At 53.9% G+C, this 12199-nt stretch carries 16 protein-coding genes; 3 read left to right on the top strand and 13 right to left on the bottom strand.

Annotated features, from left to right (window positions below; all coding sequences use genetic code 11):
• Position 1: 1 nt before the first annotated feature.
• Positions 2–1651 carry a methyl-accepting chemotaxis protein gene (locus tag EQV24_RS16020; protein WP_013095313.1) on the bottom strand — a complete coding sequence of 550 codons (1650 nt, stop codon included), beginning with the start codon at positions 1649–1651 and terminating at the stop codon, positions 2–4.
• A gap of 244 nt (positions 1652–1895) precedes the next feature.
• On the opposite strand from EQV24_RS16020, the gene ytfE reads away from it, so the two are divergent.
• On the top strand, positions 1896–2558 hold the full coding sequence (ytfE, locus tag EQV24_RS16015; protein WP_047352278.1) for an iron-sulfur cluster repair protein YtfE: 663 nt from the start codon (positions 1896–1898) through the stop codon (positions 2556–2558).
• A gap of 95 nt (positions 2559–2653) precedes the next feature.
• Here the strand turns inward: ytfE and cycA are convergent, their stop codons facing one another.
• Complete coding sequence (gene cycA, locus EQV24_RS16010; RefSeq protein WP_023619712.1) at positions 2654–4063, bottom strand: D-serine/D-alanine/glycine transporter; 1410 nt, start codon at positions 4061–4063, stop codon at positions 2654–2656.
• Between the two features lie 311 nt (positions 4064–4374).
• Positions 4375–4995: an FKBP-type peptidyl-prolyl cis-trans isomerase gene (gene fklB, locus EQV24_RS16005; protein ID WP_008502892.1), complete on the bottom strand. Its 621-nt coding sequence runs from the start codon at positions 4993–4995 to the stop codon at positions 4375–4377.
• Positions 4996–5228: 233 nt separating this feature from the next.
• Between fklB and EQV24_RS16000 the strand changes: the two genes are divergently transcribed.
• A complete protein-coding gene (locus EQV24_RS16000; protein WP_130626804.1) occupies positions 5229–5873 on the top strand; it encodes an OapA family protein in 645 nt (214 codons plus the stop codon).
• A 46-nt stretch (positions 5874–5919) separates the two neighbouring features.
• Here the strand turns inward: EQV24_RS16000 and EQV24_RS15995 are convergent, their stop codons facing one another.
• The 5 genes from EQV24_RS15995 to rpsF all read right to left on the bottom strand — a co-directional run bounded on the left by EQV24_RS15995 (position 5920) and on the right by rpsF (position 8440).
• Positions 5920–6849, bottom strand: coding sequence for a DMT family transporter (locus tag EQV24_RS15995; protein ID WP_013095309.1), 930 nt, complete (start codon positions 6847–6849; stop codon positions 5920–5922).
• A 151-nt stretch (positions 6850–7000) separates the two neighbouring features.
• Positions 7001–7450 (bottom strand): 50S ribosomal protein L9, encoded by a 450-nt coding sequence (gene rplI / locus EQV24_RS15990; protein WP_008502894.1) that lies wholly within the window; start codon positions 7448–7450, stop codon positions 7001–7003.
• 41 nt (positions 7451–7491) lie between these two features.
• Complete coding sequence (gene rpsR / locus EQV24_RS15985) at positions 7492–7719, bottom strand: 30S ribosomal protein S18 (RefSeq protein ID WP_000135199.1); 228 nt, start codon at positions 7717–7719, stop codon at positions 7492–7494.
• A 4-nt stretch (positions 7720–7723) separates the two neighbouring features.
• Positions 7724–8038: a primosomal replication protein N gene (priB, locus tag EQV24_RS15980; protein ID WP_008502895.1), complete on the bottom strand. Its 315-nt coding sequence runs from the start codon at positions 8036–8038 to the stop codon at positions 7724–7726.
• 6 nt (positions 8039–8044) lie between these two features.
• Complete coding sequence (gene rpsF, locus EQV24_RS15975; RefSeq protein ID WP_003856034.1) at positions 8045–8440, bottom strand: 30S ribosomal protein S6; 396 nt, start codon at positions 8438–8440, stop codon at positions 8045–8047.
• Between the two features lie 343 nt (positions 8441–8783).
• Between rpsF and yjfY the strand changes: the two genes are divergently transcribed.
• A complete protein-coding gene (gene yjfY / locus EQV24_RS15970; RefSeq protein ID WP_013095308.1) occupies positions 8784–9059 on the top strand; it encodes a DUF1471 family protein YjfY in 276 nt (91 codons plus the stop codon).
• Between the two features lie 142 nt (positions 9060–9201).
• Here yjfY and EQV24_RS15965 read toward each other — a convergent pair whose 3' ends face one another.
• Genes EQV24_RS15965 through ulaB form a run of 5 tightly spaced genes read right to left on the bottom strand, consistent with a single transcriptional unit; the run spans position 9202 to position 12197 of the window.
• Positions 9202–9888, bottom strand: a complete 687-nt coding sequence (locus EQV24_RS15965) for an L-ribulose-5-phosphate 4-epimerase (protein WP_013095307.1) — start codon at positions 9886–9888, stop codon at positions 9202–9204.
• Positions 9881–10741 carry an L-ribulose-5-phosphate 3-epimerase gene (locus tag EQV24_RS15960; RefSeq protein ID WP_130626803.1) on the bottom strand — a complete coding sequence of 287 codons (861 nt, stop codon included), beginning with the start codon at positions 10739–10741 and terminating at the stop codon, positions 9881–9883. The genes EQV24_RS15965 and EQV24_RS15960 overlap by 8 nt, the downstream gene beginning before the upstream one ends.
• A gap of 9 nt (positions 10742–10750) precedes the next feature.
• Complete coding sequence (gene ulaD, locus EQV24_RS15955) at positions 10751–11401, bottom strand: 3-keto-L-gulonate-6-phosphate decarboxylase UlaD (RefSeq protein WP_013095305.1); 651 nt, start codon at positions 11399–11401, stop codon at positions 10751–10753.
• A 13-nt stretch (positions 11402–11414) separates the two neighbouring features.
• Entirely contained in the window at positions 11415–11882 is a 468-nt protein-coding gene (gene ulaC, locus EQV24_RS15950; RefSeq protein WP_013095304.1) for a PTS ascorbate transporter subunit IIA, read from the bottom strand.
• Positions 11883–11891: 9 nt separating this feature from the next.
• Positions 11892–12197 carry a PTS ascorbate transporter subunit IIB gene (gene ulaB / locus EQV24_RS15945; RefSeq protein WP_004109091.1) on the bottom strand — a complete coding sequence of 102 codons (306 nt, stop codon included), beginning with the start codon at positions 12195–12197 and terminating at the stop codon, positions 11892–11894.
• Positions 12198–12199: the final 2 nt, after the last annotated feature.

Raw genomic sequence — 12199 nt, 5'->3', positions numbered from 1 at the left:
TTTAAAACGTTTCCCAGTTGGCTTCAGACGCAGAAGCGACGGGCTGCGCTTTTGGCGCATAGGTTTTCGCCGGAGCCGCCTTCACTGCCTGGCTGCGGGCAATTTTAAACACTGCCACCGCGTCGTTCAGGCGTGCCGCCTGGTCTTCCAGCGCGGCCGCTGCGGCCGCAGACTCTTCCACCAGCGAGGCGTTCTGTTGGGTAACACGATCCATCTCTGCCACCGCCTGGCCCACCTGGTCGATCCCGCGGCTCTGCTCATCAGACGCAGAGGCAATTTCACCCATAATGTCGGTGACGCGAGTAACAGCGTTAACAATCTCCGCCATAGTGGCCCCGGCTTCGTTCACCAGTTGCGAGCCTGCGTTAACTCGCTCACCAGAGTCATCAATCAGCGCTTTAATCTCTTTCGCCGCCTGGGCGCTGCGCTGAGCAAGCGTACGCACTTCTCCGGCTACCACCGCAAAGCCACGCCCCTGCTCACCTGCGCGCGCCGCTTCAACTGCCGCGTTAAGAGCCAGGATGTTCGTCTGGAAGGCAATACCGTCAATGACATTGGTAATTTGCGCAATTTTGCTGGAACTGGTGGCGATTTCGTCCATGGTGCGCACCACGCCTTCTACAACGTTACCGCCCTTCTTCGCCGTTGAAGAGGCATCAAGCGCCAGACGGGAAGCCTGACGGGCATTGTCGGCGTTTTGTTTCACCGTTGCCGTCAGCTGCTCCATACTGGCAGCCGTCTCTTCCAGCGAGGCAGCCTGCTGCTCGGTACGGGAAGAGAGATCGTTACTGCCCGCAGAGATTTCCCCCGCACCGGTGTAAATGGTATCCGCACCTTCACGAACCACGCCCACGGTGTTTGCCAGCGCGGTTTGCATCTCCTGGACGTTTTGCGCCAGCACGGCCATCTCGTTTTTACCCTCAGCATGGATCGGCTGGGTTAAATCACCAGCGGCAATGGCGCGGATATGGCTTATCACATCCTGCAGCGGCAACAGCAGCACGCGGCGCATGGCAATCCAGCTGGAGATAATCACGATAATTACCAGCAGCATAACCGCAGAGAGGATCCACAGGATACGCTTGTAATCACTTTCGTTATCTTTGATCCCTTTATCCGTAAGCACGGCCTGGGCTTCACGCCATTCCCGGTAAACGTTTTGCATCGCGGTCTGTTTCTGCTCTGCATTCTGCTTGAACATCTCTTCCAGATTGCCCTGAGAGAGCAAAACGTTCATTTGGGTCAGCGTCGCGGAGTAATTGCGGTACTGCTCTTCCAGACGATTTGCCAGGTTGGGATCCAGCCCTGGGGTATTCGGCAAAGCATAGTATTTGTCGTAATGAGACTGGGCATTGGCCAGCAGGTTTTTCGCCGTGTTTACCAGCTCATTGAGCTGTCCGCCGTTAATCTGCGAGGCCATGCTGCTTTGCAGACGCAGCATGCCGCGGTTCAGGGTGACGCGCGCCTGGTTCAGGCTGATCCATGCATCGGTAAACTCCGCCACGTTCTTGCTGGATAGCTGCGACACGGTGAAATTGTCTTTATCGTTATTCAGCGCGTTGATAAAGATACCGGCGGAAACGAGTTGCATGATGCCGAGCACAAGCAGCACCGAAATCAAAAGGGTAATGACTTTTATACGTTTAAACATGCGTTGCCTTTGTAATATGCAGGTTTGTCTGACGTGGATATATCGGCAGGCGCGGCGGGTTGTTTACTGTTTCTCCACGTTAAAAAAGTTTCTAAAGTTATTTTCTGCATTCATTCAGTGAGTTAAACACGCTAATTTTTTGTGACTTACATCTCATTTTCACCCTTGCCTCTAAAGGGTTATAGCGCCGCCTTAAAGATGCATTTAATATGCATCTTATATTCTTGATGATGAGGTAACTGCTATGGCCTTCCGCGACCAACCACTCGGCGAGCTGGCGCTCTCCATCCCTCGCGCTTCTGCGCTGTTTCGTAAATACGACATGGATTACTGCTGCGGCGGTAAGCAAACCCTGGCACGTGCTGCCTCGCGCAAAGAGCTGGATGTAGAGGTTATTGAAGCGGAGCTGGCCCTGCTGGCAGAGCAACCCATCGACAAAGAGTGGCGCACGGCCCCGCTTGCCGAAATCATCGACCACATTATCGTGCGTTACCACGATCGCCACCGCGAACAACTGCCGGAGCTGATCCTGCAGGCCACCAAAGTGGAGCGCGTTCATGCCGACAAGCCTTCCGTGCCGCGCGGCCTGGCGAAATACCTGACCATGCTGCATGAAGAACTCACCAGCCATATGATGAAAGAAGAGCAGATCCTCTTCCCGATGATTAAACAGGGAATGGGCAGCCAGGCGATGGGGCCAATTAGCGTGATGGAAAGCGAACATGACGACGCGGGTGAACTGCTGGAAGTCATCAAACACACGACCAATAACGTCACGCCGCCGACAGAAGCCTGCACCACATGGAAAGCGATGTACAACGGCATTAACGAGATGATCGATGACCTGATGGAACACATCAGTCTTGAGAATAACGTTCTGTTCCCGCGTGCATTGGCGGGTGAATAAAAAGGCCACTGAAGCCTGATGCCCTCACCCCGGCCCTCACCCACTGGGAGAGGGTGCAAAAACTAAAAACGGCAACCGAAGTTGCCGTTTTGCTTTTACCTTACGCCTGCCATTCGTTTCTTACCAATGAACAGCCAGCCCAATCCCAGGGCAATGAACCACAGCGGCGTGACGATCAGCGCCTGACGGGTGTCATCTTCCAGCGTCAGCAGAACCAGAACGAACGCGAAGAACGCCATGCACACCCAGCACATCAGCTTGCCCAGCGGCATCTTATAGATCGATTTCTCATGCAGATGCGGACGCTGTTTACGATACACCAGGTACGAACAAAGGATGATCGTCCAGACGAACATAAACAGGATCGCCGAAACGGTGGTGATCATGGTGAACGCACCGATAACGCTCGGGTTCACGTAGAGCATTACCACCCCACCCAACAGGCACATGCAGGAGAACGTCAGCCCTTTCGCCGGAACAGCACGCTTAGAGAGCTTCGCGAACGCGCTCGGCGCAACGCCTTCCTGCGCCAGGCCAAACAGCATGCGGCTGGTTGAGAACACACCGCTGTTCGCCGATGACGCTGCAGATGTCAGCACCACGAAGTTAATCAGGCTCGCTGCTGCAGGCAGTCCCACCAGCACGAACAGTTCAACAAATGGGCTCTTGCTTGGCACAACCGAGCTCCACGGCGTTACGGACATAATAATGATCAACGCAAAGACGTAGAACATGATGATACGAACCGGAATGGAGTTGATTGCACGCGGCAGGGATTTTTCCGGGTCTTTGGTTTCCGCAGCGGTGGTTCCAACAAGCTCAATCCCCACAAAGGCAAACACCGCAATCTGGAAGCCGGCAAAGAAGCCGCTGATGCCTTTCGGGAACCAGCCGCCGTCATTCCACAGATGGGTAAACGAAGCCTGTACGCCAGTTGGCGACTGGAAGTGCGTCAGCACCATTACCAGGCCCACCACAATCAGCGCCACAATAGCGACAATCTTGATCATCGCGAACCAGAACTCCATCTCACCGAACATCTTAACGGTGGCGAGGTTGAGGCTCAGCAGCAGAATAATCACCGCCAGCGAGGCGACCCAGTCCGACAGCCCCGGGAACCAGAACTGCGCATAGGCGGTAATGGCGACGACATCCGCCATGCCGGTTACGACCCAGCAGAACCAGTAGGTCCAGCCGGTGAAATAACCCGCCCAGGGACCGAGCAGGTCGGAAGCAAAATCGCTGAAAGATTTGTATTCGAGGTTGGAGAGCAGCAATTCACCCATTGCACGCATCACAAAAAAGAGCATAAAACCGATGATCATATAAACGAAAATGATCGACGGCCCGGCAAGACTGATGGTTTTGCCTGAGCCCATAAACAGCCCGGTACCGATGGCACCCCCGATGGCGATAAGCTGAATATGACGGTTTGTGAGATTGCGCCGTAGCGACTGTTCAGACGTCGCCTCTTCTGTCGCGGCGACTTTGACCTGATCTACCATGTAATTTTCCTGTTTATGCCTGTCTGTGTTGTTAAGGCTCTTCTGGCCTTTAAAAACGTCAAATAAATGACGGTCCCTTTGTAAGGGTTTATCGATATTAGGTAAGAATCGGCGGGATGAATACTATGATTTAGATATTATGTTAATAATATGTTGGAAGTGAGTGTCATATCACTCATACAGCGCGAAACAGCTCACAAAAATACACGCAACAGTTTCGTTTGCAAGATAAAATATTGATTCCGTCGTAACTATAGGTTTTAACACTATTTTCCTCTCCCCGGACGGAGAGAGGAAATAAGAAAAGCCGATTACAGGATTTCCAGCAGCTCGACTTCAAACACCAGGGTGCTGAATGGTGGGATGGACGCGCCAGCGCCACGCTCACCGTACGCCAGGTTGTGTGGGATAGTCAGTTCCCATTTGGAGCCGACTGGCATCAGGGTCAGAGCCTCAATCCAGCCTGCGATAACGCCGTTAACCGGGAATTCAGCCGGTTCGCCGCGTGCAACAGAGCTGTCGAACACGGTACCGTCGATCAGCTTACCGGTGTAGTGTACGCGAACGTGGTCAGTGCGTGCCGGGATAGCGCCGTCGCCCTGGTTGATCACGCGGAACTGCAGGCCAGACTCGGTGCTGTTCACGCCTTCACGCTCACGGTTCTCTTCCAGATATTTCACACCTTCTGCCGCCATCTCTTCGAAGCGCGCGCGACGCACAGCGTCCGCACGTTCGTGGATTTCACGCAGCGCACGGTGCACAACATCAACCGGAACGGCTGGCTGTTTGCCTTCCAGCGCGTCAGCGATACCCGCCACCAGCGCTTCTGGTAACAGACCTTCCAGGCCGGATTCGCTCAGTTGCTGTCCTACCTGCAAGCCGATACCGTAACTTGCCTGCGCTTCGATAGTGTCAAAAGTCGGGGTGGTCATGGGTTTTCCTTCCATCACATTTAAAGTAGCGGGCAGCATAGCAGCCATGCCCTTATGGGTAAAACTTTGTCTGAAGTTAAGGTGACAAACTGCGATGAAACAGAAACAATAGAGGTAACCAGGATTAATCCCGAATGGATGTCACGGATGTCGGGTTTGCTACGCCGTTCAGGCAGTTAGCGAACTATACTTCGGAGCACAGGATAAAAAAGACGCGGAGCAGGAGGAGAGCCATGCCCGGGCGATTTGAACTGAAACCTACCCTGGCGAAAATCTGGCATGCGCCGGACAATTTTCGCATTATGGACCCGCTACCTCCTCTGCATCGCAGAGGGATTATCATAGGCGCGCTGCTGGTGATCGTCGGTTTCCTGCTCCCTTCTGGCGGCGATGATGTCGACACCGCACCGGTCACCCGCAATGCGCAACTGGATCTTCAGTCGCAAACGCGCCCGCGGCCTGACACGCAACCCATGCAGACACAGCTTGTGACGCCGTCTAACGATCCGGGACAGGTTGCACCGGTTGAGCCAGAGCCTATTCAGGAAGAACAGCCGCAGGAGCAGGCCGCAGCCCCGTCTGAACCCCAGACGCAGCAGCCAACCGGCATTGAGCAGCAATGGCGTTCCTACCGCGTGGAGGCGGGCAAAACGCTTGCTCAGCTGTTCCGCGACCATAACCTGCCGCCAACCGATGTCTATGCGATGGCTCAGGTTGAAGGTGCGGGCAAGCCGCTCAGTAACCTGCAGAACGGCCAGATGGTGCAGATCCGCCAGAATGCCAGCGGCGTGGTCACCGGGCTAACGATTGATACGGGTAATGGCCAACAGGTGCTGTTTACCCGCCAGCCAGACGGCAGTTTTATCAGAGCACGGTAATGGCGTAGGCCGGGTAAGGCGAAGCCGCCACCCGGCACTTTTGTTCTCAGGCACTCCGTTTATTCACCCACCAGATCCCCGAGCAGACCAGCACCAGCGCAATCGCGTATTTAATCTCAAGGATGTTTTCGCCGAGGAAAATAGCGGACAGTACCGTCCCGGCGACGGGAATCACAAAGTTGAACGGGGCAATCATACTGACGCGGTTCACTTTCAGTAGCGCGCTCCACAGGGCGAAGGCGACGGATGAGAGCAACGTCAGATACCCTAATACCGCCACCGCGGTGAGGCTATGCACCTCCAGCGTCCCGCCCGTTGCATATCCCCCTGCCACCAGCGCAAGACCACCAATGCCCAGCTGCCAGCCGGTCATCACCGTGGGATCAACCGTCTGGGAAATCCGTTTGCCGTAAAGCGTGGCGGCGGAGAGGATGAACGCCGCCAGCACCACAAACCCGTCACCATTCCAGACAAAGCGGAAATCACGAATACCACTGTGGAAATTCACCAGCATCACCCCGGCAAACCCCAGAATACAGCCCAGCGTTTTGTTATAGCTGAGCTTGTCGTTGTGGTAGATAAAATGCGCCAGCAGTACGCTGAAGAAGGTGCCGGTGGCGTTCATGATCGAGCCATTAACGCCCGTGGTGTATGCCAGCCCGATATAAAAGAAGGTGTACTGAATGGTGGTCTGCGTCAGTCCCAGGATCGTAAGCTGGCCAAACTGCGTGGGCGTGAGCCTGGCGATGGGTTTACGCTGTGCCAGCGCAAACAGCAGCAGCAGTGCTCCGGCAAACAGAAAACGGTATCCGGCAAAGACGACTTTTGACGGGATATCATCGGTTGCGATCTGAAAGAGTTCATAGCCACTTTTAATGGCCGGGTAAGAGCTACCCCAGAGCAGACAGCAGAGTGTGGCGCAGGCGTAGGCCACATTGCGACGGGCAAAGACAGGCGTAGACAGAGCGGTTTCCATGGCAAATCTCAAAGATAAAATTGCGTTTCATTTTATTATCAGAGAATGCGTCAGGAATCGCGACCATACAAGCTAAAAGAGAGGTTCGTCAGGCTTTAAAAAGCAAAACGCCGGCACAAGGCCGGCGCTTCGACGCGAGCAGAGTAAAAAATTACTCAGCTACAACGTTAACAACCAGTTTAGCGAACACTTCGCTGTGAACCTGGAAGTCAACTTCGTGCTCACCAGTGGTACGCAGAACGCCGTTCGGCAGACGAACTTCGCTCTTAGCCACTTTAACGCCTGCTGCAGAAACTGCATCAGCGATATCGCGGGTACCGATGGAACCGAACAGTTTACCTTCGTCGCCAGCTTTGGAAGCGATGGTAACAGTGCCCAGTGCGTTGATTGCTTCAGCGCGAGCGTTAGCAGCCGCCAGAACGTCAGCCAGTTTGGCTTCCAGTTCAGCACGACGTGCTTCGAAAAACTCTACGTTTTTCTTGGTAGCAGGAACAGCTTTGCCCTGTGGAACCAGGAAGTTACGAGCGTAGCCCGCTTTAACGTTTACCTGATCACCCAGGCTGCCCAGGTTTGCTACTTTATCAAGCAGAATAACTTGCATTACCTTATCCTCTTAAAGTCGTATTAATGGACCGTGCCCGATTACTGATGACGATCAGTGTACGGCAGCAGAGACAGGTAGCGAGCGCGTTTGATAGCGCGAGCCAGCTGACGCTGGTATTTTGCACGAGTACCGGTGATACGGCTTGGGACAATCTTACCGCTTTCGGTGATGTAGTTTTTCAGCGTTGCGATATCTTTATAGTCGATCTCTTGAACGCCTTCCGCGGTGAAACGGCAGAACTTGCGACGACGGAAATAACGTGCCATATGGCTAGTCTCCAGAATCTATCAAATCAATCTGCTCGGCATGCAGAACCATTTTGCTCAGACCGTTCTTTGCCTTGTGGCAAGAGATGAACCCCTGAACGATTACTGCACTACCGACCGTTAAACTGTGAGTAATGGCCTGGTTTTCGTGTCCGCTAATGATAACGGGCATTTGGCACCACGCCTGCCGGTGAAACCCGGCTTCCTCTTGCACAGAACGATGCTCAAGCACGAACTGGCAATGCGGAATTCCTGATGGACTGACCTTTCGAAGGGGAGCCCTGCATACGATGCCGGACAACGCCAGACGGTTGGTCATCAGAAATTACTCTTCAGAATCCCCAGCATCAGAATCATCTGCGGTTTCGTTTGCGAAATCATCGCGACGCTCACGGCGCTCGTCTTTCGCTTTAACCATCGGAGATGCTTCGGTAACTGCGTGTTTGGTACGCATAACCATGCTGCGGATAACGGCATCGTTGAAGCGGAAGGTAGTTTCCAGCTCATCGATCACTTCCTGCGGAGCTTCAACGTTCATCAGAACGTAGTGTGCTTTGTGCAGTTTGTTGATCGGGTAAGCCAGCTGACGGCGGCCCCAGTCTTCCAGACGGTGGATCGTACCTTCTGCACCAGTGATGGCAGCAGAGTAACGCTCGATCATACCCGGAACCTGTTCGCTCTGGTCAGGATGGACCATAAAAACGATTTCGTAATGACGCATCGAATTGCTCCTTACGGATTATTCAGCCTCCTGTCTGGGTCAGCCGAGGCCCGGGGAGGCAAGGAACGTGTTAAAGGTCGGCTGAAAAATTGACGCGTCATAATACTTGCGCCCCCCAGGAAACTCAAGCTGATTGCACAAATAATTCGCACAAACCGCAAAGCTGGTCTAAGTGGGTGATTTAAAATTAACCACACTAGGAAGCGTTGTTTTTTTGAACAACTGCATCAGAAATGGTCACGCATCCTCGCCGGATAAGTGATTACACTTTAATCAGAGACCATATAAATACCGGAGGGGAGCAAACAACCGTCTCACAGCACGCAGTCGTGGAGCGCATATCATGAAAAAAATCGCAATTGCCGTAATGGCTGCGCTTTTGCTCAGTGCAAACGCGATGGCAGCCATCAAGATAGACAGCCGACAGGCCAGAAACATGGATGATGTGCAGAGCTTAGGCGTTATTTACATCAATCACCATTTCGCCACAGAGAGCGAAGCAGATCAGGCGCTTAATAAAGAAACCGATGCTCAGGGGGCAAATTACTACCACGTTATTCTGATGCGTGAGCCCGGCAGCAACGGCAACATGCACGCCAGTGCAGATATTTACCGATAACGCTTTGACGCTAGCACCAGGAAAGCCAACAAAAAGAATATAGCCATCGTTTTACTTGCCCCCTGCCCGGGGGCTTTTTTTTTTATGAATGGCTCTGAAATACCACCGGTTACAACTGTTTTCGGTATTCCAGAGCACTTATTCACTTCTGCCCGTAATAGGCGTTTGGACCGTGCTTGCGCATGAAATGCTTGTTCATCAGGTAATCATCAATGCCCTGAAGCTGTGGGTTGATGCCGCGAGCGATCCACGCCATGCGTGCCACCTCCTCCATGACTACCGCGTTATGGACAGCGTCATGCGCATCTTTTCCCCAGGCGAACGGACCGTGCTGATAGACCACAATGCCCGGCGTATGCAGCGGTTCGCTCTCACCCAGCGTTTCGATAATGACGTTGCCGGTGTTGAGCTCGTACTCGCCTTCCACTTCTGTCTGCGTGAGTGCCCGCGTGCACGGAATGTCACCAAAGAAGTAGTCCGCATGCGTGGTTCCCAGAGCCGGAATGGCCCGCCCCGCCTGTGCCCAGGCTGTGGCATGCGTAGAGTGCGTATGAACTACGCCGCCCAGAGAAGGGTAACGCCGGTAGAGCGCCAGATGGGTGGCTGTATCTGAAGAAGGGCGCCATTTGCCGTCGACAACGTTACCCTCAAGATCAACCACTACCATATCGTCAGGGCTCATAGCGTCATATGCCACGCCGCTAGGCTTAATCACCACGAGTCCCTGCTCTCGGTCGATAGCACTGACGTTTCCCCAGGTGAAGGTCACCAGCCCATAGCGCGGGAGATCCATATTAGCGTCAAAGACCTGCTGCTTAAGCTTAAGCATATTCAGCCTCCAGTAAGCCGGCCCGTGCCATACGTTCCCGTACCCAGTCGCGAGCGTTAGCCACTTCACCTGCCGGGTCATCTGACGTTTCGCTCCACATCTCAATCAGGTAAGGTCCGCAATACCCCGCCTGTTTGAGCGTCTGGAAGCACCGTTCGAAATCCACCACCCCGGTGCCGAACGGAACGTTTTTGAATACCCCAGGACGCGTATCTTTGACATGAACCGCGACGATATGGCCCATCCCCGCCAGCAGTTCCATTTGTACGTCGTTATCCCACGCCGACAGGTTGCCGATATCAGGATAGAGCTGGAACCACGGATTGTTCAGGTAATGCGCGTAGCCCAGCGCCTTGCTGATCGAGTTCATTAACGGATAGTCCATGATCTCCATCGCCAGCGTCACCTGCGCGCGGCTAGCCATTTCAACGCTCTCTTTCAGGCCATCACGAAAACGACGACGCGTTTCGTCATTGGCTTCCTGATAGTAAACGTCATACCCGGCAAGCTGTATCACGCGAATACCCACATCCTGCGCAAAACGAATGGCTTTACACATGATCTCCAGCCCCTGCGCACGCACCGTATCATCTTCACTGCCAAGCGGAAAACGACGGTGGGCACTGAGGCACATGGACGGCACGCGTACGCCCGTTTCGGCGACCGCACTCACCAGCGCCAGACGCAGCTCCTGGCTCCAGTCGAGGCGAGAAAGACGTTCATCGGTCTCATCCACGGACATTTCGACAAAATCGAAGCCCAACTGTTTCGCCAGTTTCAGCCGCTCCAGCCAGCACTCCCCCGCAGGGAGTGCCTTTTCATAGATGCCAAGCGGGACCTGTTTAGACAACATATCCGCTCCTTAGCCCCAAAGCTGAGCGATTGAACGTTTGAACTGACGTGCCGCTTCCACCGGAGACGCGGCATCACGAATGCTGCGACCCGCGATAAAGACGTGAATAGGGATACCTTTAAACAGCGGCAGATCTTCCAGTGCCAGGCCACCGGTAACGGTCACTTTAAAGCCCATGTCAGCAAGACGTTTAATGGCGCTGATATCCGCGTCTCCCCACGCCACGCCGGCGGCCTGCGCATCACGGCTGCGGTGATAAACGACCTGCTGAATGCCAGCATCGCGCCACGCCTGGGCCTGTTCCCAGGTCCAGAAACCGGTCAGTTCAATCTGCACATCGCCGTTGAACTCTTTCGCCACATCCAGCGCGCCTTTCGCGGTGTTGATATCTGCACAGCAGATCACAGTGACCCAGTCGGCATTGGCTTCAAAACACATGCGGGAGAGAATTTTGCCTGCATCGGCAATCTTGGCATCGGCCAGCACGATTTTATGCGGGTAGAGCGCTTTCAGATCGCGAACGGCGCGCACGCCTTCGCCTACGCACAGAATGGTGCCAACTTCGATAATATCCACCTCTTCCGCAATCAAGCGGGTGGTTTCATACGCATCGGACAAAGTCTGGTTATCCAGCGCAACCTGCAACATTGGTAATGACATTTTCAATTCCTTCTTAAACTGCCGCCGCTGTGGCGTTATCAATTAAATCCAGCACTTCCTGCTCAGTGCGGCAGGCGCGTAAACGATCAAAATTCGCTTCGTCATCAAACAGGTTAACGATCTGCATGATGCCAACCTCCTGATGGGTATTGGCATCGACGGCCGCCATGGTGATCAGAATGTCGACCGGGTCGTTATCTTCATGGTTAAACACCAAAGGCGTTTTCAGCGTTACCAGCGCGAAGCCGGTTTTCTTCACGCCCTCTTCCGGGCGACCGTGCGGCATTGCAAGGCCTGGCGCGATGACAAAATAAGGACCATGCTGCGCCACACCATCAAGAATGGCCTGGTAATACCGCGGCTCGACAACGTCAGCCTTAACCAGCAGATCCACGCTCAGCTTGACCGCCTCCTGCCAGGTGCTGGCCTCGGCCTGTAAAAGGATGGAGTTATTCTCTGCCAGCGAATCACGTAGTTTCATGTGGCGTCCTTACTTCACGTCCTGGGGGAAGTGCGCTTTGATCACTTCCAGCAGTTTTGGACCGAAATCCGCAGGGGAGAGCATATTGCGTACCCCCACGACATACTTGTTGCCAGAAACGCTAATTTCACCAGCGATATGGGTAGACGCGATGATGATATCGGCGCCGTTCAGTTCACTTTTGTATTCACCCACCGCGCAGCTGTTCACCGTGTGGTCAATGTTTGACTGGGTTAAAAACTGGTCCACTTTCATCTTCATGATCATGGAGCTACCTTGCCCATTACCACACACAGCCAGGATACGTACGGTCATAA

Origin of the sequence: Enterobacter sp. A8, from assembly GCF_004296595.1 — a bacterium.
Taxonomy (GTDB): Bacteria; Pseudomonadota; Gammaproteobacteria; order Enterobacterales; family Enterobacteriaceae; genus Enterobacter; species Enterobacter cloacae.
This window is presented reverse-complemented; position numbering and strand designations above follow the sequence as displayed.